The sequence below is a fragment of the Stenotrophomonas sp. 62841_Sma genome (assembly GCF_056482945.1).
Genome location: NZ_CM151224.1, coordinates 367501 through 391492, shown reverse-complemented (window position 1 = coordinate 391492; position 23992 = coordinate 367501). Strand labels below are relative to the sequence as shown.

Sequence of the window (23992 nt, the reverse complement as noted above, 5' to 3'; positions counted from 1 at the left end):
GCATGGCTCGGCTCTACATTGGACTGGCGCCTTGGATGAGGTCACAACCAGGGCAGGATCCAGTGGTCGACCAGCAGGAACGCAAACAGCGCCATCAGGTACACGATGGAGTAATAGAACATCTTCATCGAGAACAGTTCGTCCGGCGGGTCCAGCATGCGCCAGGCGTACCAGAGGAACACGGCGTTGAGCACGATCGCGCCGCCCAGGTAGAACGCACCGCTCATGCCCACCAGGTACGGCAGCAGGCAGACCAGCGCCAGCACCACCGAATACGCCATGATCTGCTTGCGGGTGTGCACCACGCCGTGGGTTACCGGCAGCATCGGGATCTCCGCTTTGGCGTAATCCTCGCGGCGGAAGATCGCCAGCGCCCAGAAGTGCGGCGGCGTCCAGATGAAGATGATCAGCACCAGCAGCGACGAGTACGCCCAGTCCGACGAGCCCTGCATGCCGGTCACCGCGGCCCAGCCCAGCATCGGCGGCATCGCGCCGGCCAGGCCACCGATGACGATGTTCTGCGAGGTCGCACGCTTGAGGTACACGGTGTAGATGACCGCGTAACCAATCAGCGAGGCAAAGGTCAGCACGGCGGTGATCAGGTTCACCCACAGCACCAGGATGACCATCGACAACACGATCAGCACGCCGGCGAACACCAGCACCTGCCACGGCTTGACCTTGCCCACCACCAGCGGACGCCACGATGTGCGCGCCATCTGCGCATCGATGTGCGCATCCAGCAGCTGGTTGATCGCCGCGGCGGCCGAAGCGGCCAGCCAGATACCGAGGAAGCCGAGCACGCCGGCGCGCACCTGCTCCCAGCTGGGCACGCCGGGGATGGCCAGGACCATGCCGACCAGGGCAGTGAAAACAATGAGGGCGACGACCTTGGGCTTGGTCAGGTCCCAGTACTGGCGGTAATTGGAAAACATGGAATCAGTCCGGGGCACGCAGGCGGGCCAGCAGGCTGACCAGCACGAACAACAGGGCAACGGCCACGCCGTTGTGGGCCACCGCCACTTCCAGCGGCAGCGCCAGCTTCACATTGAGGATGCCGAGGGTGACCTGCAGCACCAGCAGCGCGATCAACGCGCTGGCCCAGCCACGCATGCTCGGCAACCGGAACAGGCGCACGCCCAGCCACAGCAGGTAGAGGGCCACCACCACCGCGAACAGGCGGTGTGCCATCTGGATGGCGATGCGCGAGGCGCCATCCAGCACGCCGCCTTCGTAGTCCACGCCGATGCCACGCCACAGGGTGAAGCCTTCGACGAAGTTGTGCTGCGGCCACCACTGGTTGGCGCAGCGCGGGAAGTTGTCCAGCGAGGCGCTGCCACCGCCGCAGGCCAGCGCCGCGTAATTGGCGCTGACCCAGCCCCCCAGCGCGATCTGGGTGACCAGCACCGCTACGCCGATGCGCAGCAGCCACTTCAGCTTCGGCGCCTCGGCCAGCGTGATCGGCATGTGCGTCGCGCGCCAGGCCATCCACACCAGCAGGCCGAACATCAGCATGCCACCGAGCAGATGGCCCATCACTACGATGGGTTTGAGCAGCAGGGTCACCGTCCACATGCCCAGCAAGGCCTGGAAGATCACCACCGCCAGGGTCAGCAATGCAGCGCGCGCCAGGTCGATGTTGCTCCAGCGCAGCGCGGCGATCAGCAGGATCGCCTCACCGATCAACGCCAGCACGCTGGCCGTGCCATGCCAGCCCATCATGTACAGCGGTATGCCGGCGGCCACCAGCACGCAGGCGGTCACCACCGCCGTGCTTCCGAATCGCCGCTTGCGCGTGGCCAACAGGGCCAGGGTCAGGATCTCGATGCCCAGCGCGCCAGCCAGGAAGCGGTGCACCTGCTCACGCCAGGCCTTGTGGGTCTCCAGCGGGCGGATCTCCGCCGCCGGGTGGCCGATGGTCTCTTCCACGTGCTGCGGCCAGGTGGCCTGGCCATAGCAGGTCGGCCAGTCCGGGCAGCTCAGGCCGGCATCGGACAGGCGCACGAAGGCGCCGAACATGATCGTGCTCGCGGTCATGATCATGGCGAACCACGCCAGGCGGTGGAAATTGCGGTGCAGCGCCGGACGCGCGGAAAGGCTCATCAAACGGGACTCACTTCAGTTTCAGCAACGTGGCCATGTCCTTGCGCAGGCCACCCAGGTCGGTGCCCGGGGCATGACGCATGATCACGAAGCCGTTCGGATCGATCACGTAGACCGGCAGGCCAGCCGGATCGTCGACGCCGGGCAGGGCCGCGCGCAGTGCTGGCGACGGAGCCAGCGGCCGCAGCGCGGGCAGCGAGGCGATCGACGCCGGTGGCGTTCCCAGCCACAGGATTTCGACATTATCGGCGTTATGGCCGAACAGCTGCCACACCTTGCCCAGTCCCTGCGACAAAGTGACGCACTGCGCGTCGCAGGCACCGGCCGGCGCCACCAGCAGGCGCCAGGTACGGGCCTCGGGGTTCCAGGCGTAGGGCTGGCCGCTGGCCAGGGTCGGCGCCTGCTGGCGCAGGTCCACCGGCGGCTTCAGCAGCTGGCCGGCATTGCGGTGCCCGGTCGGTTGCCAGCCGGAGAAGCGCAGCACGGCGGCCAGTGCCATCGCACCGAAGAACACGGCAAACAGCAGCACCAGGGTCCGGCGGCCGGAGCCGCGCGCCTGCGGGGACGTAGCAGTGTTCATGCGGGGCATTTTCTCATGGTTGGGTAAGGGATGCGGGTGTGGTGCCCCGGTAGTGCCGGCCGCTGGCCGGCATCCAGGAATCCGAGGGGATGCCGGCCAGCGGCCGGCACTACCGGGCCACGGCACGTCTCCTGCGCCACTCCAGCACCAGCGCGACCACCAGCACGGTCAGGGCCAGGCCGAACCACTGCACGGCGTAGCCCAGGTGACGCTGCGGCGGCAGCGTGTTCGGCAGCAGGTCCAGATCGCGTTCGTCGCCGAACGGCAGTGCCGGGTCCAGGCGCAGGACGCGGTCGGGCAATACCGGTAGGCCAAGCGCCGCCGCCAGGCCTTCGTCGGGCAAACGGCTGGCCAGCCAACGCCCGGCCTCATCGGTTGCGGAGAATGCGGGACCCAGTGCCAGTCCCGCCGACGGCGGCGGCGCCAGCAGCCCGCGCACGGCCACTGGCGAAGGCGGCGCCGGCACATCCGGCAGCGTGCGATCCGGCGGCAGCGCACGCCAGCCGAGGTCGACCAGCAACACGCTGCCCTCGTCACTGCGGAACGGGCGGTAGATCTTCACGCCCGCGCGGCCGTGCCGGGTCTGGTTGTCCAGCAGCACCACGCCGGGAAGGAAGCGACCGTGATCGGCCACGCCATGCAACGCACCGGGCGCTGCGAGCGCCTGTGCCAACGACAGTACCTGCGCTGCGGCTGGACCTTGTGCATCCAACATTGCCTGTTTGGCATGCATGCGCTGCAGTTGCCACAGCCCCAATGCGCTGAAACCGGCCATCGCCAGCACCGCCAACAGCCAGCCGATCACGCGCGTGTGCTGGCGCATCATGACAAGTCCGCGCAAACGCGGTCAGATAGGCGCATCCACCCTGCCCTCGAGCCGCGCATGAGTGATTCGCTGAAGACCCTGCTGGTAATCGCGTTTCTGATCGTCATCGTCTGGAATCTGGGCGCCGGCCTGTATTACCTGCTGGTCGACCGCGGCCAGACCAAGCGCACGGTCAACGCACTGACCCGCCGCATCGCGGTGTCGGTGGCGTTGATCCTGCTGGTGATCGTGAGCATCTACATGGGCTGGATCAAACCGCACGGCATCGGCGGCTGAGGCCACCGATACGTGCGCGGTCAAAGCACGTAGACGAACATGAAGAGCATCAGCCACACCACGTCGACGAAGTGCCAGTACCACGCGGCGGCTTCGAAACCGAAATGGTTGTCGCGGGTGAAGTGCCCCTTGGCCGATCGCAGCCACATCACGATCAGCATGATCGTGCCCAGCAGCACGTGCGCGCCGTGGAAGCCGGTCAGCATGAAGAACGTTGAACCGTAGATGCCCGAACCGAGCGTCAGGTTCAGTTCCTTGTAGGCGTGGATGTACTCCTCCGCCTGCAGGGTCAGGAAGCCGAGGCCGAGCACCACGGTCAGGCCCAGCCAGATCAGCAGCTGGCGGCGGTTGCCCGCCTTCAGTGCGTGGTGGGCGATGGTCAGGGTCACGCCGGAGGTCAGCAGGATCAGCGTATTGATCAGCGGCAGGCCCCAGGCCGGAATGGTCTGGAACGCGCCACCGATCGCCGCCGGGCCATTGGTCGGCCATCCGGCGGAATAGCCCTGCCATAGCAGCTCGTTGGTCATCACCCCGCGGCCTTCGCCGCTGAGCCACGACAGGCCCAGGTTGCGGGTGTAGAACAGCGCGCCGAAGAACGCACCGAAGAACATCACTTCGGAGAAGATGAACCAGATCATCCCCATCCGGAACGAGCCATCGACCTGATGGTTGTAGTTGCCAGCCTGCGATTCGCGCACCACGTCGCTGAACCACCAGAACAGGGTCAGCACCAGCATCGCGATGCCGATGTAGAACGTCCAGCGTCCCCAGCTGGCATCGTTGAGCCAGCTGGCCACACCGACCATGGTCACCATCATCGCGATGGAACCCACGAACGGCCATTTACTCTGGGCCGGGACGAAGTACACGTTGGCGTCGGTCGGTGTCTGGGCCATGTCGGTATCCGGGGTCAGGGTGCGGCGTGCGCGCCTTCCGAGGTGGCGGCCGGAGCCAGCCGATCGGACAGCGCGTCATTGCGGTAGAAGGTGTAGGACAGGGTGATCGTCTTGATCTCCGGCGGCAGGTCCGGATCGACGATGAAGCGCACGGGCATGTCGCGCTTCTCGCCGGCCTGCAGCGTCTGCGCGGTGAAACAGAAGCACTCGGTCTTGCTGAAGAATCCCGACGCACGCGCCGGCGCCACCGAAGGCACCGCGCTGCCGACCACTGCCTGCTGGCTGTCATTGCGGGCGAAGTACAGCGCTTCGTTGAGTTCGCCGGGCACCACGTCCATGGTCAGCTGCTCGGGATGGAACGACCATGGCAGCCGTGAGTTGACCCCGCCATCGAATTCCACGCGCACGGTGCGCTTGCCGGCCGCCGCACCGGCACTCGCTTCGCCACCGGGACCGCGTTCCAGGCGCACGCCGAACACCTTCTCGCAGGCGATGCGGTACAGCGGTACCAGCGAGAACGTGAGCAGGAACACCGCCACCGCCACACCGATCAGGCGCGGCAGCCCGGCGCTGGGTGACGGTGTGCTGGCCGGCGCCTCGCTCATCGGCCGATCACCCCGCTGAGGATGAAACCGACGTAGACCAGCACGGCGATGGCGCCGACCCACATCGCCGTGCGCCTGGCGCGCTGGCGTTGCTGGTCGATGCTTCCACCCTGGTAGAGCCGACCGCTGGTCGGCTGCGCTTCGCTGTTGTAGAGCCGACCGTTGGTCGGCTGCTTTTCGTCAGTCGAGCATGGCTCGACTCTACCGATCGGGAGCGGGCTTTCGTTATGCATGCCCCACCTCAATGCGTGATGTCGTCATGCGCCAGATCCCCCGGGCGGATGGTCGGCGGCGTGGTGAACGTATGCGCCGGTGCCGGCGACGGCAGCGTCCACTCCAGGCCACGCGCACCTTCCCAGGAACGGGCCTCGGCCTTCTCGCCATTGCGCAGCGAGGACAGCAGGATCGCGGCCATCATGAACGGGGTGACAAACATGCCGAACGCGCCGATCGAGCTGATCAGGTTCCAGTCGGCGAAGGCCACGCTGTAATCGGGAATGCGGCGCGGCATGCCGGCCAGGCCGAGGAAGTGCTGCGGGAAGAACAGCAGGTTGACGAATACGATCGACCACCAGAAGTGCACCTTGGCCCACTTCTCGCTGTACATCCGCCCGGTCCACTTCGGCCACCAGTAGTACACCGCCGCGATCAGCGCGAACACCGCGCCGGTCACCAGCACGTAGTGGAAGTGCGCGACCACGAAGTAGGTGTCGTGGTACTGGAAGTCAGCCGCCACGATCGCCAGCATCAGGCCGGAGAAGCCACCGATGGTGAACAGGATGACGAACGCCACCGACCACAGCATCGGTGCCTCGAACGTCAGCGAGCCACGCCACATGGTGCTGACCCAGTTGAACACCTTCACCCCGGTCGGGATCGAGATCAGCATGGTGGCGAACATGAAGTAGATCTCGCCACCCAGCGGCATGCCCACGGTGAACATGTGGTGGGCCCAGACGATGAACGACAGGAACGCGATCGCGGCGGTGGCGTACACCATCGCCTGGTAGCCGAACAGCGGCTTGCGGCTGAAGGTCGGGATGATCTCGCTGACCACGCCGAAGGCGGGCAGGATCATGATGTAGACCTCGGGGTGCCCGAAGAACCAGAAGATGTGCTGGTACATCACCGGGTCACCGCCACCGGCGGCGTTGAAGAAGCTGGTGCCGAAGAACTTGTCGGTCAGCAGCATGGTCACCGCACCGGCCAGCACCGGCATCACCGCGATCAGCAGGAAGGCAGTGATGAGCCAGGCCCAGCAGAAGATCGGCATCTTCAGCAGGTCGATACCCGGCGCGCGCATGTTGAGCACGGTGGCGATGATGTTGATCGCGCCCATGATCGAACTGATGCCGGCCACATGGATGGCGAACACGCTGAAGGCGACGTTGTAGCCGCCCTGCAGCGACAGCGGCGGGTACAACGTCCAGCCGCCGGCCGGTGCACCGCCAGGGAGGAACAGGGTCAGCAGCAGCAGGCTGAAAGCCACCGGCAACAGCCAGAACGACCAGTTGTTCATGCGCGGCAGCGCCATGTCCGGCGCGCCGATCTGCAGCGGAATCATCCAGTTGGCGAGGCCGACGAAGGCCGGCATCACGCCACCGAAGATCATCACCAGCGCATGCACGGTGGTCATCTGGTTGAAGAACTCGGGCTTGACGAACTGCAGGCCCGGCTGTGCCAGCTCGGCGCGGATCACCACGCTCATCGCCGCACCGATGATGAACATGATGAAGCTGAAACCCAGGTACAGCGTGCCGATGTCCTTGTGGTTGGTCGAGAAGAACCAACGCTCGAAGAAACTCTGCTGGTGATGGTGATCGTCGTGCCCAACTGCCGAGTGCGCCATTGCAAAACACCTCTCAGAATCGGTTGTCACCACGGCCGCGAACGGCCGCGGGCTTTACATCACGCTCCGCTGGCCGCGGTGGCAGGCGCGCTGCCGGCTTCAGCAGCGGCAGGCGCTGCAGGTGCCTCTCCCGTCGGTGCAGTCGGTGCAGCCGGTTCGGCAGGTGCCGCCGGCGTTGTCGGCTCGGCGGGCGGCGCCGGCTTGCGCTGCGCCAGCCACTGCTTGAACTCTTCCTTGGACACCGCCTCGACCACGATCGGCATGAAGCCATGGTCCTTGCCGCACAGCTCGGCGCACTGGCCGCGGTAGACGCCGGGCTGCTCGATGCTGGTCCAGGCCTCATTGATGAAACCGGGGATGGCGTCCTGCTTCCAGCCCAGCGCCGGCACCCACCAGGCGTGGATCACGTCGTCGGAGGTGATGACGAAGCGCACCTTGGTATCGACCGGCAGCACCAGGCGGTTGTCGACATCCAGCAGGTAATGCGGGTGAGTCTCGCGGGTCGGCACGATGCCACTCTGCCGCACGCGATCGGACTCGCGGTCCAGGCGGCTGGTGAAGGTGACGTTCTCGCCGAGATATTCGTACTTCCACATCCACTGGTAGCCGGTGACCTTCACCGTCATCTCGGCATCGCGGGTGTCGTACATCTTGATCAGGTTGGCCGTGGCCGGCCATGCCATCACGATCAGGATGATCACCGGGATCACCGTCCAGATGATCTCGGCCTTGGTGTTGTGGCTGAAGGTGGCGGCGACCGCACCCTTGGATTTGCGGAACTTGAAGATGGCGTAGGCCATCGCCCCGAACACGATGACGCCGATCACCGTGCAGATGATCAACGAGAGATTGTTCGATTCCCAGGCCAGGCGCGAGGTCTGGGTCACCCCCTTGCCCATGTTCAGCTGCCACGGCTTGGGATCGGCCGCCTGGGCCCAGGCCAACGCCGGCATCAGTCCCCCGGCCACCATGGCGGCGACCGCTGCATCGCACTTCGTGCCCCACCTGCTGCTTTGCTTCATTGCCTAGACCCTTAGCGTCGTCGGTTGCCGCCATCGCTGGCGGCGAGCAAGCTTTCAAGTGTCTCTGCGAGCGTCTGACGTTCGGCCGGCGCGAGGAAACTCCCCACCTCCACCTGCCGGCCGCTGGATGCCAGCCGGACCCTCTCGTCGTCGGTGAGCAGGCGCACCCAGTGGGGGTGGGCCCGGAACACCGGCGATCCACCGGGTACGGGGATGACCTCCACGTACGCCGGCACTACCCGGATCTCCTCCTGCCGTTCACCACTGCGCCACAAGGCACGCAGTGCCGCCGCCAGCACCAGGCTGTACAGCAGCGCGAACAGGGGGGCGAATGCATTGCCGGCCAACCACCCGAGGGCGGACACCAGCCACATCGCACCCGACAACACGGTGAACAACAGGACGAACTGCCGGGCATCGAGCGCCCGTGGGGGACGCAGCCGCAGCTGCGTACCTGACCCATCCGGAGCTGGAAGCACCTCGATCATGTCGCAACCGCGTTCCTGCCGCGGGAAACGTCTCGATGGTAGCCCCGCCCTCTCGCCGGTAGCAAGGGTGCATTCACACTTTTTACCATGCTGCAACACAGCATGAGGTCGGCGGCACGAATGACGAATTCAGCACAAATTCTGCCGAGCTTGCTGAACACGCTGAATCCACCGCAGCTAGGGGCTATTAGCGCTTCACGAAGGTGGCTGATGGGCACTTCCGCAACCCGCAAAAATGATTAAAATCGCCAAGTTTTCCACTGGCCGGACCGGCATGAACGCACCTTCCTCCTCCCCTGCCGCCCACGACGCTCCGCGTCCCGGCGCGCTGCTGTCGCCGGAACTGCCGGCGCCCCCCAACCCGTTCCGCCAGGCCATCACCGATGGCTGGTTGAAGGACGAGGCCAGCCACGTTCGCGAGCTGCTGGCGCAGGCCCGCCTGCCCGCCGAAGAGCAGGCCAAGGTGCAGGCGCTGGCCGCCGACCTGGTCGGCCGCGTGCGCGTGCGTGCCAAGGACCAGGGCGCGATCGAAGCCTTCATGCGCCAGTACGACCTGGGCAGCGAGGAAGGCGTGCTGCTGATGTGCGTGGCCGAGGCGCTGCTGCGCATTCCGGACCAGGACACCGCCGACAAGCTGATCCGCGACAAGCTGGCCGATGCCGACTGGGAAAAGCACCTGGGCGGCAGCGACTCCGTGCTGGTCAACGCCTCCACCTGGGGCCTGATGCTGACCGGCAAGCTGGTGCAGATGAACGACGCCACCCGTGCCGATGCGCCCAGCGCGTTCAAGCGCCTAGTCGGCCGCGTCGGTGAGCCGGTGGTGCGCCTGGCCGTGCGCCAGGCGATGAAGATCATGGGCCACCAGTTCGTCATGGGCCGCACCATCAGCGAAGCGCTGTCGCGCTCGCACAAGGGCGACAACGCGAACTACCGCTACTCCTTCGACATGCTGGGCGAAGGCGCGCTGACCATGAAGGACGCGCTGCGCTACCTGGAAGACTACCGTCGTGCGATCCACGCCATCGGCGGCGACCACAAGGCACGCGGCGGCCGTCCGGACGGCGACGTCAACAACGCGCCGGGCATCTCGATCAAGCTGTCGGCGCTGTACCCGCGCTACGAGCACGCCAAGCGCGAGCGCGTGCTGAAGGACCTGGTGCCGGGCGTGCTGGAACTGGCACAACTGGCCAAGAGCTACGGCATCGGCTGCACCGTCGACGCCGAAGAGTCCGACCGCCTGGAACTGTCGCTGGACATCATCGAGCAGGTCTTCTCCGACGCCTCGCTGGCCGGCTGGGACGGCTTCGGCGTGGTCGTGCAGGCCTACCAGAAGCGCACGCCGTACACGATCGACCACCTGGCCGACATGGCCCGCCGCGCCGGTCGCCGCCTGCAGGTGCGCCTGGTCAAGGGCGCCTACTGGGACGCCGAGATCAAGCGCGCGCAGATCGAAGGCTACCCGGGCTACCCGGTGTTCACCCGCAAGCAGAACACCGATGTCTCCTACCTGGCCTGCGCCAAGCGCCTGTTCACGCATGCCGACGCGATCTACCCGATGTTCGCCACGCACAACGCGCACACCATCGCGGCCGTGCGCAGCATCGCCAATGGCGGCGTGTACGAGCACCAGAAGCTGCACGGCATGGGCGACGACCTGTACGCCGAAGTAGTGCCGGCCGATCGCTTGAACCTGCCCTGCCGCGTGTATGCGCCGGTCGGTTCGCATGAAGACCTGCTGCCGTACCTGGTGCGCCGCCTGCTGGAAAACGGCGCCAACTCCAGCTTCGTCAACCGCATCACCGACGAGCGCGTGCCGATCGCCGACCTGATCCGCGATCCGGTCGAGATGGTTGCTTCGTTCGAATCGATTCCGCATCCCAAGATCCCGCTGCCGGTTGACCTGCTGCGCAGCCAGAACCACGACAGGAAGAACTCCATGGGCGCCAACCTCGCCAACGACAACGAACTGCGCGCCCTCGCCGAGCAGATCAACGCTGCAGTGAAGCCGTGGCAGGCCGCCCCGCTGGTGCCGGGTGCGAACCCGGCCGGCGCCGCGCTGCCGGTGACCAATCCGGCCGACACCCGCGAAGTGGTCGGCCAGTGGCAGGCCGCCGATGCCGCCACCGTGCAGAAGGCCCTGGCCAATGCCGTGGCCGCGCAGCCGGCCTGGAACCGCACCCCGGCCGCCAGCCGCGCCGCCATCCTCGAGCACGCCGCCGACCAGCTGGAAGCGCGCATGCCGGAGTTCATGGCGCTGTGCGTGAAGGAAGCCGGCAAGAGCCTGCCCGACAGCATCGCCGAAGTGCGCGAAGCGGTGGACTTCCTGCGCTACTACGCCAAGCAGGCGCGCGAGCAGTTCAGCCACGCCGAGAAGCTGCCGAGCCCGACCGGTGAGTCCAACGAACTGCAGCTGCATGGTCGCGGCGTGTTCGTCTGCATCAGCCCGTGGAACTTCCCGCTGGCGATCTTCCTGGGCCAGGTCGCCGCTGCCCTGGCCGCCGGCAACAGCGTCATCGCCAAGCCGGCCGAGCAGACCAACCTGATTGGCTACTACGCGGTGAAGCTGCTGCACGACGCCGGCGTGCCGGCCGAGGTGGTGCAGTTCCTGCCGGGCGACGGTGCCACCGTCGGTGCCGCGCTCACTGCCGACCCGCGCGTGGCCGGCGTGGCCTTCACCGGCTCCACCGACACCGCCCGTGCGATCAACCGCGCGATGGCCGCGCGTGACGCCGCCATCGGCGTGCTGATTGCCGAGACCGGTGGCCAGAATGCCTTCATCGCCGACTCCTCGGCACTGCCGGAACAGCTGGTCAAGGACGCGATCGGTTCGGCCTTCACGTCCGCCGGCCAGCGTTGCTCGGCCGCGCGCGTGCTGTTCGTGCAGGACGACATCGCCGACAAGGTGATGACCATGCTGGCCGGTGCGATGAAGGAACTGAAGGTCGGCAACCCCGGCCTGCTGTCCACCGACGTCGGCCCGGTGATCGACGCCGACGCGCTGAAGATCCTGCAGGACCACGCCGAACGCATGGACCGCGAAGCGCGCCTGATTGCTGCCGCCGAGCTTTCTGCCGAAGCGGCCAATGGCACCTTCTTCGCACCGCGTGCGTACGAACTGAAGGATCTGGGCCAGCTGCACAAGGAAATCTTCGGGCCGGTCCTGCACGTGATCCGTTGGAAGGGCGACCAGCTCGACGCGGTGATCGACCAGATCAACGCCACCGGCTACGGCCTGACCCTGGGCGTGCATTCGCGCATTGACGAGACCGTCGACCGCATCAGCAACGGCGTCCACGTCGGCAACGTCTACGTCAACCGCAACCAGATCGGTGCGGTGGTCGGCGTGCAGCCGTTCGGCGGCCAGGGCCTGTCCGGCACCGGCCCGAAGGCCGGCGGCCCGCACTACCTGCTGCGCTTTGCCACCGAAAAGACGGTGACGGTGAACACCACCGCTGCCGGCGGCAACGCCTCGCTGCTGACCCTGGGCGACTGATCGCCCGATAGTTGCAGTGAACGAAAAACCCCGCGAAAGCGGGGTTTTTTGTGCTTTTTATTCCTGTAGAGCCGAGCCCACGCTCGGCCTGCATGGTGCAGCGGGCACTGGATCGGCTCTACAGTGGCGGGGTGACACTGAACCGGTTGTCCGCCCGCTTCGCCAGCTCGCCCTGCACGCGTACGATGCGCGTCTCCAGATCGCCTTCCAGCAGCACGTACTCGACACCCTCTGCCTGCAGCTGCGCCAGGTACCACGCATGCTGCTGCGACCGGAAGGCTTCGCCCACGCGCGTACCATCCTGGTCGAACGGAATATCCGGCGCGCACAGGAACAGCAGGTCGTAGCGTCGTCGTGCCGCCTGCCGCAGCGGCTCCGGCGCCGTGCCGAACATCCAGCCGCTGTACCCCAGCGTTACCCACGGCGTGGTATCGCAGAACAGCCAGCGATGCGCGCGCCGCGCGGCCTCGTCTTCGTGCTGTGGCTGTGTCATTGCAATGCGAAGCAGATCGTCCGGCGTCAGTTCTCCCCCCTGCTGCTCCCACAGGGTGCGGCCATACTCCGGCACCCAGGCGGTCTGCAGGCGCTCGGCCAGCACGCGCGCCAGCGTGGTCTTGCCGCTGGACTCGCCACCGATGAAGGCCACGCGCTGCACATGGTCGGCATACACCTGCGATGCGAGGCCATGGCGATGCGCATGCGGATCGGTGCGCAGCTGGGTGCCACAGGCCTGCCCGACGTCCAGCGCGCGCTCCAGCCGCTCATGGCGCACCGGTGTGCCGAAGTGCGTGGCCAACGCCTGCGCGAAGCCGTCTCCATAGTCCTCACCGGTGTACACCGCCTGCACCGGCCCACCGAACAGGTTCAGGCACAGCCAGGCGGTGAAGTCGCGCTGCACCTGTTCGTCATCACTGTCCTGCGGCAGCGCTCGCACTGGCAAGCCATGCTGCATGCACAATGCCGCCAGTCGCGCGTCGTCAAGCACTGCTACCGTCGCCTGCGGGAAACGCGCACGCAGCCAGCGCTCACGGCGCTCGGCGCTGTAGCCGGCAAAGCCCGGCTGCGACCAGCCGATCACCAGCAGCTGCTGGCAGCGCGTGGCGGCGAAGTCGATCAGTCGTTCATGGCCGAGGTGCAGCGGGCAGAACTTGCCCACCACCAGCCCCCGCGCAGCACGCTCAGGCAGCGGCATCGGCCGCCCTGGCCTCGTTGCGCATCAGGTGCCGCCAATGGCGCAAGGCCACCAGCGCGTTGATCCAGAAGCCCACGTACAGGATCGAGGTCAGGTGCAGGCCACGGCTGTAGTACAGCGGCACTGCAACGGTGTTCACCAGCAGCCACACCCACCACGATTCCAGCTTGCGCCGCATCATCAGGATCTGCGCGATCACGCTCAGCACCAGCACCGCCGAATCGATGTACGGCGCATAGGCATTGGTCAGGCGGGTCAGCATCCAGCCGTAGCCGAACGTGGCCACCACCGCCAGCGGCGCCAGCCAGGCCCATGCACGTGGTCGCAGCGAGGTGATCGGCAGCGGCGCACCATGGTCGCCGCGCAGCCACTGCCACCAGCCCAGCACGCTGATGGCGATGAAGAAGAACTGCAGCACCATGTCTGCGTACAGGTGCGAACGCTCGAACACGGCGGCGAACAATGTGCAGCCCACGATGCCCAGCCACCAGGTGTGCACGTTGTTGCGGCCGGCCAGCAGGATCGAGCCGGCGACGGCAATGTTGGCAGCCAGCTCCAGCTGGAAGTTCGGATCGGACAGGTTCATGGCGCTATTGTCGTGGATCCACGCCGTGGATGGCTGCGCTCTTCAGTAGATCCACGCCACGCGTGGATGGCCCGTGGCCACAGAAAAAGAAAGCCCCGCTTGCGCGGGGCCTTCCGAGTACTGCGTCAGGCCGAGGCCCGAATCAGAACTTGTACTGGAACGAAGCCGCCAGCACGTCGCCACGGACCTTGTACTTGCCCGACAGCGAGTTGCCCTGGTTGGCAGTGGTGGCACGCACGTTCACGTTCGGATCGCTGGTGAACAGGTGGGTGTAGCCAAAGTTGTACTCGGTGTTTGCCGACGGGGTCCAGCCCACGCCCAGCGACAGCCACTTGCGGCTGGTATCCGGCACGCGCACGTCGCGGTGTGCGTCGGTGGTCGGGGTCTGGTCCAGTGCAACACCACCGCGCAGGGTGACGGTGTCGCTCAGCTTGTAGTCGGCGCCCAGCGACACGAAGGTGGTGTCACGGTAGCCGAACTCCAGGACCGAGTCCGCCTGCGGCGACGCGTAGTCGACGGTGACGCTGTCAAAGGCGGTCGACCAGGCGGTACGGGTCACGTCGCCCATCACGGTCCAGCGGTCGTTGACCTTGTGGGTCACGCTCAGGGTGGCCGAGGCCGGCATGGTCACCGTGGCCTTGCCGCTGGTGTCCATGAACCAGCCGCGGGTACGCGGCGAGTTGGTCAGCAGCGAACGGGCGCGGTCGGCGTCGCGGAAGGTCGCATCACCACCGGTGATCTTGTGCTCGACCTTCGAACGGTAGCTCAGGCCGATGTGGGTGTTCTCGTCGATCGAGAACAGGCCACCGACGGTCCAGCCCACGGCATTGTTGTCACCCTCGATCTTCAGGGTGCCATCCGCGCTGCCCGGGGCAAAGTTCGGAACGCCTGCGCCGGCCAGGATGCTGCCGTAGTCGACGGCGTTGCTCAGCTCGATGGTCAGGTGCTCGACGAACACCGACGCGCCGAAGGACACGTACGGGTTGACGTCATACGACGCAGCGAAGCCGAGGTCGATGGCCTTCAGATCGGTCTTCAGGCCGCTGTAACGACCGACCCAACCGTTGTCGTATTCGGTCTTGAAGCCGAACGGTGCGGTCAGCGACACACCGAAGTGGGCCTTCTCGCCGATCGGCATGTGGAAGTACGCAGCCGGGACCGGAGCGATCATGCCGGCGTCGCCGCCGTCACCACCGGTCTGCGGGCGGCCTGCCGCATTGCGGCCCTGGCCCTTGAACTCGGCCTTGAAGCTGATGGCGCTCAGGTCGCCCTGGACCATGGTGCCTTCCAGCTGGCGCATGCCGGCCGGGTTGACGGCGATGATGGAGGCGTCGCCTTCGGCGCTGCCGGAACCGGCGAACGCGCGGCCGAGGCCCTTGGCGCTGTTTTCCTTCAGCTGGAAGGCAGCAGCGTTGGCGTCGGCGGCGGCCAGCGCACCGGCAACGCCGACGGCCAGCAGGGTCAGACGGGCAATGGTGGAAGCGGTTTGCATCGTAGTTCTCTCTCCGGTAAGCGGTGATGGTGCTCTGAGTGCGCCTGCGCCCGGCAGGCCCTGGGGCCCTTCGGAGCGCGCCGGATTCCCCTCCCGACATACGACGCCGTATGCGAGTATTACCCAGAGCTGTTAATGAAACAATAACAGCGCAGGCGCTTTTTTCGTCCCAGAAGCTGAACAGGACAATCCCCGCCGTAAGCGCCCGCACGCTAGGCTATTGCCCATGTTCGTCTCCCTCCCGTCGCGCAAGAAGGCGGCCCTGCGCTGGGCCACGCCCGTGCTGTTTGCGGCACTGTGGCTGGCGTTCCTGTGGTCGATCTCGCGTCCGGACGACGCCCGGGGCAGCCTCTGGCTGGACTGGGGCGCCCTGTCCACCGGCCTGACCCACCCCCTGGACTGGTGGGCGACCCTGCAGGACGGCAGCGTGCTGCGGCTGTTCACGGCCTTGTTCCTGCACGCGGACTGGTCACACCTGCTGGGCAACCTGGTGTTCCTGCTGATCTTCGGCCTGCCTGCTGAGCGGGTGCTGGGGCCGTGGCGGCTGCTGCTGCTGTTCCTGGTCGGCGGTGCCGTTTCCAATCTGGTGGCGATCTACACCATGGGCAGCCCGGACCAGATCATCATCGGTGCCAGCGGCGCGGTGTCCGCACTGATCGGCGCCTATCTGGCGCTGTTCCCGGGTGCCCGGCTGGGCGTGGTCATTCCGCTCGGCCTGTTCCTGGAGTTCGTGCGCGCCCCGGCCTACCTGCTGATCGGCGTCTGGGCCGCCCTGCAGGTGGTGTTCGCCCATATCGGCCCAAGCTTCGGCATGGTCGCCTGGTGGGCGCACATCGGCGGCTTCGTGTTCGGCGTGGTGTACGGGGTCTACGTGCGGGCGGCCATCGCCCGCCGCCTGCGCAAGCGCCACGGCTTCTGACCCCTGGTAGTGCCGGCCGCTGGCCGGCTCCATGCGCACCCGCTCGTTCGTGGCGTCGAGCGTGCTCGACTCCTTCATCGATATGGATCTGCTCCGTCCGCGATGACGCCGAATGCGTCACTCGCGACTGACCACCAACGTGTTGTGGTGGGTATCGAACAGCAGCGTAGCGCCGTCATCCAGCACCACGAAGTACTCAAAGAACGGCAACTCGCCGAGCAAAGGAATCAGTTCACTTGCCTGCAGAGTCCAGATCGGCCACGGCAATGCGCGCTCATCTGACGCTACCAGGCACATTTCACCGTTCACTTCCGCCAGCAGTTCAGCCAGGCAGGAAAGGCCTTCATCGCTGCTGTCGTATTGGATCGTCTGATCAGACGTCGCTTTGCCTGCCCACCAATAGACAAAGCGCGGATCGATTCCATGGCGGACCGCCAGGGATTCCAGCAAGGTGGCGGCCCGGTCAGGTGGCAGCGGATCACGACCAAGCAGTTGGCTGATCGTAGTCGCCAGGTTCGAATCGTCCATGGGCCGATTCTATCGGGCGACGCCTCGCTGCGCCGCCTTCCGGATGAACAGGGCGTCCCGGGCACGGCCCGGCGCTACCGTCAGGGCTTGGCCGAGGCCGGTGCGGGCTTTGCTTCCGGCTTGCTCTCCGCCTTCGGTTCGACCTTGGCCTCCGGCTTCGCGGCAGCGGCCTTCGCAGCCTTGGCCGCATCCACTTTCGCCGCTTCGGCCTTCAAGCGTGCAGCCACCGAACCCGGGGTCTTCAGCTCGGCCAGCGCGTCGTTGATCGGGCCATCGCCCGGCAGTACCGCACCGGCGTGATAGCCCTCGGTGCCCTCGTCGTCACCGCGCAGATGACCCGGCAGGGTCGCTTCGCTGTAATCGCTCAGGCTGGCCGGCAGTGCATCCTCGGCCGGCGTAGCGGCCGGCTTCAGTTCGACCTCCGGCACGATGCCCGTGGCCTGGATCGACTTGCCGCTGGGCGTGTAATAACGCGCGGTGGTCAGCTTCACCGAGTCACCGTTGTCCAGCGGCAGCACGGTCTGCACCGAGCCCTTGCCGAAGGTGCGGCTGCCAACCACGCGGGCGCGCTTGTTGTCGCGCAGTGCGCCGGCCAGCACTTCCGAGGCACTGGCCGAACCGGCGTCGACCAGCACCACCACCGGTGCGCCCTTCAGCAGATCGCCCGGCGTTGCATCGAAACGTGCATCGCTGATGCTGATGCGGCCGCGGGTACTGACGATGTTGCCCTTGTCGAGCAGGTCGTCGGCCACCTGCACGGCAGCAGTCAGCAGGCCACCCGGGTTGCTGCGCAGATCCAGCACCAGGCCCTTGAGCTGGCCACCGGACTGCTTCTGCAGCTGCTGCACGTGCTTCTGGAAGTCCGAACCGGTGTCGGCCTGGAAGGTGCTCAGGCGGATGTAGCCATAGCCCGGTTCCAGCAGGCGGCTGCGCACGCTGGTCACGCGGATGGTCTGGCGGGTGAGGCTGACATCGAACGGCTTGGGCTTGCCTTCGCGCACGATGGTCAGCACCACCTTGCTGCCGGCCGGTCCGCGCAGCGGTTCGCTGGCATCGATCGCGCTGATCGGCTTGCCGTCGATGGCGATGATCAGGTCACCGGCGAGGATGCCGGCCTTGGCCGCCGGCGTGTCGTCGATCGGCGAGATCACCTTCATGCTGGCGTTGTCCGGCTGCTGCTGCAGCTCCACGCCGATGCCTTCGTAGGCGCCGCTGGCCTGTTCGTCGAAGGCCTGCGCGTCTTCCTTGTTGAAGTAGGTGCTGTGCGGGTCGAGGTCGAGCAGCAGGCCACGCACCGCTGCCTGCATCAGCTTCTTGTCATCGACCGGATCGACGTAGGCGGCCCGCACTGCGTTGTAGACGGCCACGAAGCGGCGGATGTCCTCCAGCGGCACCTTCGAGGTCACCGCCTCCTCGCTGCTCGCTGCCTGCCCGCCGGTTTCCTGGCTCGGGGCGGGCGCGGTCTGCTGCGCCCAGGACAGCGCTGGCAACAGGGCCAGCAAGAGGGTGGCGGTACGGGCTGCGCGCATGGATCACTCCTGTCGACGGTGGCATGGTGCCCAAGGCACATGCACCGATTATGCGCGAAGCACAGCTAAATTCCCGTTGAATCCAGCCCGCACGTGGCGAGCGGGGATTCAGCGCCGCTGCAGCCAGCTGTCCGGATTCACCGGTTGCCCGCCACGACGCAGCTCGAAGTACAGCGCGGTGACCCCTTGGCCCCCCGAGTTGCCGACCTTGGCCACCGCATCGCCACGGCTGACCCGTGCACCGGCGTCCTTGAGCAGGGTGTCGTTGTGGGCGTACAGGCTCATGTAGCCATTGCCGTGGTCGACGATCAGGATCATGCCGTAGCCGGTCATCCAGTCGGAGAACACCACGGTACCGTCGGCCACGGCGGTGACGGTGCTGCCGGCCGGTGCGCCGATCAGCACGCCGCTGCTGGTACGCCCGTCAGGCAGCTTGCCGCCGTAGCGGGCCAGCAGGTTGCCGGACAACGGCCAGCCCAGGCCCCCCACCTTCGGCGCCGGTGCGGAAGCCACCGCCGGCGGAACCTTGGTGGGCGGTGGCGGCCGTCCCTGTGCCGCGGCCTGGCGTGCGGCACGTTCGGCAGCGGCCTTCTCCGCTGCCGCACGGCGCGCAGCCGCGCGACGCTCGGCCTCGGCACGGGCGGCGGCCGCACGCAGATTGGCCAGCAGTGTTTCCAGCGCCTTGGCGTCCTGGCCCAGCGCCTGTTCCTTCTCGCGCTGGTCCTTGAAGCGCTCGTCCAGCGAGGCCACGGTCTTTGCACGATCGCGGCGGTCGGCTTCCAGCGCCGCTGCCTGCTGCTTCTGGTCCTGCTGCGCCCCCTGCAGCTTCTGCTTGCGCTCGGCAATCTGCGCCTGCAGCGCTTCCAGTTCCTTCAGGTCGGCGGTCAGCGTGGTGATGCGCTGGGCCCGCTCACGCTGCAGGTAGCGGTGGTAGGCCAGGGCGCGATTGGCATCGGCCACCGTGTCCTGCGACAGCAGCAGCTTCAATGGTGCGTGGTTGCCCAGCTGGTAGGCCGCACGCAGCAGGCCGGCCAGCTCGCGATGCTGCTGGGCGAGGTTGACCTGCAGCGTGCTGCGGCGTTGTTCGGCCTCGGCCAGGGCGTGGCCCTGCTCGCGCAGCGCGGTTTCCGTCTGCGCAAGCGCGCGGCCGGTGCGGGCCACCTTCTCGTCGGCCTCACGCAGCTGCTGCGAGGCCTGGCCACGCTGGCCCTCGATCTGCCGGCGCTCCTGCGCCACGCCCTTCAGTTCACTGCGCAGTTTCTGCAGCTTGCGCTCGGTCTCGCGCGTGGTCTGCGCGGCCCCCGGCAGCGGCAACGCCAGTGCCAAGGCCAGCCCCAACAGCAGGCAGCGCCCGCCGCGAGCAGCGGCGATGTGATGTCGGCGTGATGGGAAGGCGTTGTTGCGCAAGGGCTTTCCAGTGACTTCAGGCAGTTGCAGGGGGTACCGGGGAATGGTGACATCTCCGCACGCGGCCTGCCAGCCGCACATCCATCGAGGTCCCCATGAAAGCTCTCTCCATTCCGCTGCTGTTGGGCGTACTGCTGGTCACCGGGCCAGTGGCAGCGCAGGAAAACATCAGCAAGGTCAACGGCAGCATCAGCGCCGAACCCGGCCAGCGCTACGGCAAGCTGGACACCGTCAACGGCGGCATCCGTGTCGGCGAAGGTGTCGAGACCGGCAGCATCGACACCGTCAACGGCGGGGTCAAGGTCGCCGATCGCGCGCGCACCGGCAAGATCGAAACGGTCAACGGCGGCGTACGCCTGGGCCGCGAAGTGATCGCCCACGGCAGCGTCAGCACCGTCAACGGCAGCATCTTCAGCGATCGCGGCAGCCAGATCGAAGGCGGCGTTGAAACCGTGAACGGTGGCATCGGGCTGGTCGAAAGCCGCGTCGGCAACGACGTGGAAACCGTCAACGGTGACATCACCGTGGGCATCGGTTCGCAGGTCAAGGGCGGTGTGCACGTGCGCAAGCCGAACTTCAGCGTCTCGCTGACCGCCAGCCGCAAGCCACGCGTGATCATCGGTCCGAATGCCGTGGTGGACGGCCCGTTGCAGTTCGAACGCGAGGTGGTGCTGTACGTGCACCGCACGGCCCGCATCGGCCCGGTCACCGGCGCCGAGCCGATCCCGTTCGACACCGAAACCGCTCCGGCGGACTGAGCACACCGCGCCCATCGGTTCGGTGATACTCGCTGTTACCGGTCGTACACGTGGTGCGGCCGCCCTTTGTTTTCCAGGAATCGACGATGCCCCGCAAACTCCTCCTGTGCCTGGCCGCTGCGGCCGCGCTCAGTGCCTGCAAAGGCGAAGACACTCCGGCGCCCGCGCCGGCCACCGACACCGCCGCTGCCAAGCCGGCGGCCCATGCGTTCTCGCCGGAGATCAACGCCGGCGACTTCGCCGAGATGGTCAAGACGCTGGCTTCGGATGAATTCGAAGGCCGCGCCCCGGGCAGCAAGGGCGAGGAACTGACGGTCAACTACATCCGCGACCAGATGCAGCGCATCGGCCTGCAGCCCGGCAACGGCGACAGCTGGTTCCAGGATGTGCCGATGACCGAGACCACGGCCGACGAATCGACCGTGCTGAAGATCACCCAGGGCGGCAAGACCACCGAGCTGAAGTTCGGCACCGACATGGTGGTGGGTACCCGTACCGGCCAGGCCGAGGTGAAGGTCGATGCCAGCGACCTGGTGTTCGTCGGCTACGGCGTCGACGCGCCGGAGCAGAAGTGGAACGACTACGCCGGCCAGGACTGGAAGGGCAAAACGGTCGTCATGTTCGTCAACGACCCGGGCTTCCATGTCGATGACGCGAAGCTGTTCGACGGCAAGCGCATGACCTATTACGGCCGCTGGACCTACAAGTTCGAGGAGGCTGCGCGCAAGGGCGCCGCTGCCGCGCTGATCGTGCACGACACCGCCGGCGCTTCCTATGGCTGGGATGTGGTGAAGAACTCCTGGGCAGGCCCGCAGTACGACCTGCCGGCCAAGGATGACCCGGAAGCCCGCATTCCGGTGCAGGGCTGGCTGAGTGCCGACGCTGCCAAGGCGCTGTTCGCCGGTGCCGGCCTGGACCTGGCGCAGGCCTACAAGGACGCCAGCAAGCGCGGCTTCAAGCCGGTGCCGCTGAAGGCCACCGCTGCGGTCGATCTGAAGAGCCAGATCGCGCAGAAGCAATCGCGCAACGTGGTGGGCGTACTGCCGGGCAGCAAGCGTGCCGACGAGGCCGTGCTGTACATGGCGCACTGGGATCACCTGGGCAAGCACGAGGGCGAGACCGGCGACAACATCTACAACGGCGCGGTCGACAACGCGACCGGCGTGGCCGGCATTCTCGAAGTGGCCGAAGCCATGGCCCACCAGGAGCCGAAGCCGGAACGTTCGGTGGTGTTCCTGGCGGTGACCCTGGAAGAATCCGGCCTGCTGGGTTCGAAGTACTATGTTGCCCATCCGACCTTCCCGCTGGACAAGATCGCCGGCGTGATCAACATCGATGCGATGTCGGTGGCTGGCCGTGCCAAGGACGTGACCGTCACCGGCTTTGGCAGCTCGGAGCTGGAAGACATCCTCAAGCCGCTGGCCGCGGCCCAGGACCGTACCCTGCACGGTGAGACCTCGGTGCAGAGCGGCTTCTACTTCCGTTCCGATCACTTCAACTTCGCCAAGGCCGGTGTGCCGGCCCTGTACGCCGATGGCGGCGAAGACCTGCGCGAGGGTGGCGTGGACGCGGGCCGCAAGGCTGCAGCCGACTACGGCGCCAACCGCTACCACGGCCCGAAGGATGAGTTCGATGCGGCCACTTGGAAGCTGGACGGCACCGTCGAAGACCTGCAGCTGATGTACGGCGTCGGCAAGGAACTGGCCGGTGGCGATCGTTGGCCGAACTGGTACGAAGGCAACCCGTTCAAGGCAGCCCGCGACGCGATGATGAAGGACAAGGCCCCGGCTGCGGCGAAGTAGCGTCGAGCTTGCTCGACTGAGTACTGAAGCAAGCCAAGGCGGCGCCCGCAAGGGCGCCGCTTTTTTGTGTGTGATCGCGCCCTGCAGTTGTAGATGCCAACCTTGGTTGGCGCCGTGGTTCCGTGCAGAGAGCATCCACGCATGGCGTGGATCTACTTGTAGTGCCGGCCGCTGGCCGGCAAACGATGGCTGTGTGGGCCAGCTGTTGGTAGCTGCCAACCTTGGTTGGCGCCGTGGTTCCTCACGGAGGGCGTCCACGCATGGCGTGGATCTACCGGTAGTGCCGGCCGCTGGCCGGCAATCACAGCGACGCGCACTGTCTGGACCTGCTGCCGGGGGTTGGCGCCGCTCTTCGCAGGGACAGCCATCCACGCATGGCGTGGATCTACCGGCCGGTGTGCAGCCACGGCAGTGCCGGCCAGCGGCCGGCACTACCCGCATTTCGCGCGCACAAAGAAAAACCCCGCTGCGTAAGCAGCGGGGTTTTGGGTGTAAACCCTGGCGATGACCTACTCTCGCATGGCTTGAGCCACACTACCATCGGCGCAGCTGCGTTTCACTTCCGAGTTCGGGATGGGATCGGGTGGTTCCACAGCGCTAATTTCACCAGGGAGACGGTTGCAGCAGCGCTTGCAGCGCCAGCTTCGCGATCTTGCCCTTGGGGCGGAAGGTACCCGGAAAATGCAGTGCCTTCACTTAATAAGAAAAACCCCGCTGCGTGAGCAGCGGGGTTTTTGGGTGTAAACCCTGGCGATGACCTACTCTCGCATGGCTTGAGCCACACTACCATCGGCGCAGCTGCGTTTCACTTCCGAGTTCGGGATGGGATCGGGTGGTTCCACAGCGCTAATTTCACCAGGGAGGCGGTTGGAGCGTCGCCATCCGATACAGCTGGATAAGGCGCCTGCCTCTCGTAGTTCTTGTGACGTAGCGTGCACTTGGATGCTCTTACGACGCTGTCGTAAAGCCAAGGCAACTTGAGGTTATATGGTCAAGCCTCTCGGATCATTAGTATCAGTTAGCTCAATACATTGCTGTACTTACACACCTGACCTATCAACCACGTAGTCTACATGGTTCCTTCAGGGGGCTTGTGCCCCGGGAGATCTCATCTTGAGGCGCGCTTCCCGCTTAGATGCTTTCAGCGGTTATCGCTTCCGAACATAGCTACCCGGCAATGCCACTGGCGTGACAACCGGAACACCAGAGGTTCGTCCACTCCGGTCCTCTCGTACTAGGAGCAGCCCCTCTCAAATCTCCAACGCCCATGGCAGATAGGGACCGAACTGTCTCACGACGTTCTGAACCCAGCTCGCGTACCACTTTAAATGGCGAACAGCCATACCCTTGGGACCGACTACAGCCCCAGGATGTGATGAGCCGACATCGAGGTGCCAAACACCGCCGTCGATATGAACTCTTGGGCGGTATCAGCCTGTTATCCCCGGAGTACCTTTTATCCGTTGAGCGATGGCCCTTCCATACAGAACCACCGGATCACTAAGTCCTAGTTTCCTACCTGCTTGATCCGTCGATCTTGCAGTCAAGCACGCTTATGCCTTTGCACACAGTGCGCGATGTCCGACCGCGCTGAGCGTACCTTCGAGCTCCTCCGTTACTCTTTAGGAGGAGACCGCCCCA

21 protein-coding genes and 3 rRNA genes (1 of these 24 cut by a window edge) are annotated in these 23992 nt (G+C 66.1%); 5 read left to right on the top strand and 19 right to left on the bottom strand.

The genetic code is table 11. The features are described 5' to 3' along the window. Window positions 1-41: 41 nt before the first annotated feature. The 4 genes from cyoE to ACZK5G_RS01760 form a co-directional block, all read right to left on the bottom strand. A complete protein-coding gene (cyoE, locus tag ACZK5G_RS01775) occupies window positions 42-935 on the bottom strand; it encodes a heme o synthase (protein ID WP_478465119.1) in 894 nt (297 codons plus the stop codon). A gap of 4 nt (window positions 936-939) precedes the next feature. Then, on the bottom strand, window positions 940-2103 hold the full coding sequence (locus tag ACZK5G_RS01770; RefSeq protein WP_049421194.1) for a COX15/CtaA family protein: 1164 nt from the start codon (window positions 2101-2103) through the stop codon (window positions 940-942). 10 nt (window positions 2104-2113) lie between these two features. After that, entirely contained in the window at window positions 2114-2683 is a 570-nt protein-coding gene (locus ACZK5G_RS01765) for a hypothetical protein (protein WP_032129724.1), read from the bottom strand. A gap of 109 nt (window positions 2684-2792) precedes the next feature. Continuing rightward, complete coding sequence (locus tag ACZK5G_RS01760) at window positions 2793-3509, bottom strand: SURF1 family protein (protein WP_478465118.1); 717 nt, start codon at window positions 3507-3509, stop codon at window positions 2793-2795. A gap of 57 nt (window positions 3510-3566) precedes the next feature. On the opposite strand from ACZK5G_RS01760, the gene ACZK5G_RS01755 reads away from it, so the two are divergent. Next, window positions 3567-3785 carry a twin transmembrane helix small protein gene (locus tag ACZK5G_RS01755; RefSeq protein WP_005412025.1) on the top strand — a complete coding sequence of 73 codons (219 nt, stop codon included), beginning with the start codon at window positions 3567-3569 and terminating at the stop codon, window positions 3783-3785. A gap of 20 nt (window positions 3786-3805) precedes the next feature. Here ACZK5G_RS01755 and ACZK5G_RS01750 read toward each other — a convergent pair whose 3' ends face one another. The 6 genes from ACZK5G_RS01750 to ACZK5G_RS01725 are packed head-to-tail and all read right to left on the bottom strand — an operon-like array spanning window position 3806 to window position 8645. Beyond that, entirely contained in the window at window positions 3806-4681 is an 876-nt protein-coding gene (locus tag ACZK5G_RS01750) for a cytochrome c oxidase subunit 3 (protein WP_005412024.1), read from the bottom strand. 14 nt (window positions 4682-4695) lie between these two features. Continuing rightward, window positions 4696-5286, bottom strand: a complete 591-nt coding sequence (locus tag ACZK5G_RS01745) for a cytochrome c oxidase assembly protein (protein WP_149909064.1) — start codon at window positions 5284-5286, stop codon at window positions 4696-4698. Beyond that, window positions 5283-5519, bottom strand: a complete 237-nt coding sequence (locus ACZK5G_RS01740; protein WP_285302888.1) for a hypothetical protein — start codon at window positions 5517-5519, stop codon at window positions 5283-5285. The genes ACZK5G_RS01745 and ACZK5G_RS01740 overlap by 4 nt, the downstream gene beginning before the upstream one ends. An 8-nt stretch (window positions 5520-5527) precedes the next feature. Then, window positions 5528-7135, bottom strand: a complete 1608-nt coding sequence (ctaD, locus tag ACZK5G_RS01735) for a cytochrome c oxidase subunit I (RefSeq protein WP_004153896.1) — start codon at window positions 7133-7135, stop codon at window positions 5528-5530. A 59-nt stretch (window positions 7136-7194) separates the two neighbouring features. Next, on the bottom strand, window positions 7195-8157 hold the full coding sequence (coxB, locus tag ACZK5G_RS01730) for a cytochrome c oxidase subunit II (protein ID WP_478465116.1): 963 nt from the start codon (window positions 8155-8157) through the stop codon (window positions 7195-7197). Window positions 8158-8168: 11 nt separating this feature from the next. Continuing rightward, window positions 8169-8645 carry a DUF2244 domain-containing protein gene (locus ACZK5G_RS01725; protein ID WP_004153894.1) on the bottom strand — a complete coding sequence of 159 codons (477 nt, stop codon included), beginning with the start codon at window positions 8643-8645 and terminating at the stop codon, window positions 8169-8171. 274 nt (window positions 8646-8919) lie between these two features. Between ACZK5G_RS01725 and putA the strand changes: the two genes are divergently transcribed. Beyond that, window positions 8920-12138, top strand: coding sequence for a bifunctional proline dehydrogenase/L-glutamate gamma-semialdehyde dehydrogenase PutA (gene putA / locus ACZK5G_RS01720; RefSeq protein ID WP_317218318.1), 3219 nt, complete (start codon window positions 8920-8922; stop codon window positions 12136-12138). Between the two features lie 118 nt (window positions 12139-12256). Here the strand turns inward: putA and ACZK5G_RS01715 are convergent, their stop codons facing one another. The 3 genes from ACZK5G_RS01715 to ACZK5G_RS01705 all read right to left on the bottom strand — a co-directional run bounded on the left by ACZK5G_RS01715 (window position 12257) and on the right by ACZK5G_RS01705 (window position 15408). Then, the gene (locus tag ACZK5G_RS01715) at window positions 12257-13330 is read right to left on the bottom strand and encodes an AAA family ATPase (RefSeq protein WP_423174685.1); all 1074 of its coding nucleotides are present in this window, start codon (window positions 13328-13330) and stop codon (window positions 12257-12259) included. Further along, a complete protein-coding gene (gene pnuC / locus ACZK5G_RS01710; RefSeq protein ID WP_478465114.1) occupies window positions 13317-13916 on the bottom strand; it encodes a nicotinamide riboside transporter PnuC in 600 nt (199 codons plus the stop codon). Before pnuC ends, ACZK5G_RS01715 begins: the two co-directional genes overlap by 14 nt. A 142-nt stretch (window positions 13917-14058) precedes the next feature. Further along, window positions 14059-15408: an outer membrane protein transport protein gene (locus ACZK5G_RS01705; protein ID WP_336686076.1), complete on the bottom strand. Its 1350-nt coding sequence runs from the start codon at window positions 15406-15408 to the stop codon at window positions 14059-14061. 226 nt (window positions 15409-15634) lie between these two features. Here ACZK5G_RS01705 and ACZK5G_RS01700 point away from each other — a divergent pair, with 226 nt between their 5' ends. Next, window positions 15635-16327 carry a rhomboid family intramembrane serine protease gene (locus ACZK5G_RS01700; RefSeq protein ID WP_019662230.1) on the top strand — a complete coding sequence of 231 codons (693 nt, stop codon included), beginning with the start codon at window positions 15635-15637 and terminating at the stop codon, window positions 16325-16327. Window positions 16328-16444: 117 nt separating this feature from the next. On the opposite strand, the gene ACZK5G_RS01695 is transcribed toward ACZK5G_RS01700, so the two are convergent. The 3 genes from ACZK5G_RS01695 to ACZK5G_RS01685 all read right to left on the bottom strand — a co-directional run bounded on the left by ACZK5G_RS01695 (window position 16445) and on the right by ACZK5G_RS01685 (window position 19791). Beyond that, window positions 16445-16855 carry a hypothetical protein gene (locus ACZK5G_RS01695; protein WP_032129716.1) on the bottom strand — a complete coding sequence of 137 codons (411 nt, stop codon included), beginning with the start codon at window positions 16853-16855 and terminating at the stop codon, window positions 16445-16447. 80 nt (window positions 16856-16935) lie between these two features. Then, window positions 16936-18384: a S41 family peptidase gene (locus ACZK5G_RS01690; RefSeq protein WP_478465112.1), complete on the bottom strand. Its 1449-nt coding sequence runs from the start codon at window positions 18382-18384 to the stop codon at window positions 16936-16938. Window positions 18385-18492: 108 nt separating this feature from the next. Continuing rightward, window positions 18493-19791, bottom strand: a complete 1299-nt coding sequence (locus tag ACZK5G_RS01685; protein WP_100437697.1) for a murein hydrolase activator EnvC family protein — start codon at window positions 19789-19791, stop codon at window positions 18493-18495. Between the two features lie 95 nt (window positions 19792-19886). On the opposite strand from ACZK5G_RS01685, the gene ACZK5G_RS01680 reads away from it, so the two are divergent. Then, complete coding sequence (locus ACZK5G_RS01680) at window positions 19887-20549, top strand: DUF4097 family beta strand repeat-containing protein (protein WP_032129713.1); 663 nt, start codon at window positions 19887-19889, stop codon at window positions 20547-20549. Window positions 20550-20635: 86 nt separating this feature from the next. Next, complete coding sequence (locus tag ACZK5G_RS01675) at window positions 20636-22351, top strand: M28 family metallopeptidase (RefSeq protein ID WP_049421206.1); 1716 nt, start codon at window positions 20636-20638, stop codon at window positions 22349-22351. Window positions 22352-22847: 496 nt separating this feature from the next. Here ACZK5G_RS01675 and rrf (ACZK5G_RS01670) read toward each other — a convergent pair. The 3 genes from rrf (ACZK5G_RS01670) to ACZK5G_RS01660 form a co-directional block, all read right to left on the bottom strand. Next, a 5S ribosomal RNA gene (gene rrf / locus ACZK5G_RS01670) occupies window positions 22848-22962 on the bottom strand. 134 nt (window positions 22963-23096) lie between these two features. After that, window positions 23097-23211: ribosomal RNA gene (gene rrf / locus ACZK5G_RS01665) — 5S ribosomal RNA — on the bottom strand. Between the two features lie 127 nt (window positions 23212-23338). Next, window positions 23339-23992, bottom strand: a 23S ribosomal RNA gene (locus tag ACZK5G_RS01660); it runs 2226 nt beyond the window's last position.

Excerpts from the sequence above, each read along its gene's own strand:
- ACZK5G_RS01725 (WP_004153894.1), bottom strand. The coding sequence starts at position 8,645 with ATGATCGAGGTGCTTCCAGCTCCGGATGGGTCAGGTACGCAGCTGCGG.
- ACZK5G_RS01760 (WP_478465118.1), bottom strand. The coding sequence starts at position 3,509 with ATGATGCGCCAGCACACGCGCGTGATCGGCTGGCTGTTGGCGGTGCTG.
- coxB (WP_478465116.1), bottom strand. The coding sequence starts at position 8,157 with ATGAAGCAAAGCAGCAGGTGGGGCACGAAGTGCGATGCAGCGGTCGCC.
- ACZK5G_RS01680 (WP_032129713.1), top strand. The coding sequence starts at position 19,887 with ATGAAAGCTCTCTCCATTCCGCTGCTGTTGGGCGTACTGCTGGTCACC.
- ACZK5G_RS01695 (WP_032129716.1), bottom strand. The coding sequence starts at position 16,855 with ATGGACGATTCGAACCTGGCGACTACGATCAGCCAACTGCTTGGTCGT.
- ACZK5G_RS01700 (WP_019662230.1), top strand. The coding sequence starts at position 15,635 with ATGTTCGTCTCCCTCCCGTCGCGCAAGAAGGCGGCCCTGCGCTGGGCC.
- ACZK5G_RS01740 (WP_285302888.1), bottom strand. The coding sequence starts at position 5,519 with ATGCATAACGAAAGCCCGCTCCCGATCGGTAGAGTCGAGCCATGCTCG.
- ACZK5G_RS01715 (WP_423174685.1), bottom strand. The coding sequence starts at position 13,330 with ATGCCGCTGCCTGAGCGTGCTGCGCGGGGGCTGGTGGTGGGCAAGTTC.
- ACZK5G_RS01770 (WP_049421194.1), bottom strand. The coding sequence starts at position 2,103 with ATGAGCCTTTCCGCGCGTCCGGCGCTGCACCGCAATTTCCACCGCCTG.
- ACZK5G_RS01690 (WP_478465112.1), bottom strand. The coding sequence starts at position 18,384 with ATGCGCGCAGCCCGTACCGCCACCCTCTTGCTGGCCCTGTTGCCAGCG.
- cyoE (WP_478465119.1), bottom strand. The coding sequence starts at position 935 with ATGTTTTCCAATTACCGCCAGTACTGGGACCTGACCAAGCCCAAGGTC.
- ACZK5G_RS01765 (WP_032129724.1), bottom strand. The coding sequence starts at position 2,683 with ATGAACACTGCTACGTCCCCGCAGGCGCGCGGCTCCGGCCGCCGGACC.
- ACZK5G_RS01675 (WP_049421206.1), top strand. The coding sequence starts at position 20,636 with ATGCCCCGCAAACTCCTCCTGTGCCTGGCCGCTGCGGCCGCGCTCAGT.
- putA (WP_317218318.1), top strand. The coding sequence starts at position 8,920 with ATGAACGCACCTTCCTCCTCCCCTGCCGCCCACGACGCTCCGCGTCCC.
- pnuC (WP_478465114.1), bottom strand. The coding sequence starts at position 13,916 with ATGAACCTGTCCGATCCGAACTTCCAGCTGGAGCTGGCTGCCAACATT.
- ctaD (WP_004153896.1), bottom strand. The coding sequence starts at position 7,135 with ATGGCGCACTCGGCAGTTGGGCACGACGATCACCATCACCAGCAGAGT.
- ACZK5G_RS01705 (WP_336686076.1), bottom strand. The coding sequence starts at position 15,408 with ATGCAAACCGCTTCCACCATTGCCCGTCTGACCCTGCTGGCCGTCGGC.
- ACZK5G_RS01745 (WP_149909064.1), bottom strand. The coding sequence starts at position 5,286 with ATGAGCGAGGCGCCGGCCAGCACACCGTCACCCAGCGCCGGGCTGCCG.
- ACZK5G_RS01755 (WP_005412025.1), top strand. The coding sequence starts at position 3,567 with ATGAGTGATTCGCTGAAGACCCTGCTGGTAATCGCGTTTCTGATCGTC.
- ACZK5G_RS01750 (WP_005412024.1), bottom strand. The coding sequence starts at position 4,681 with ATGGCCCAGACACCGACCGACGCCAACGTGTACTTCGTCCCGGCCCAG.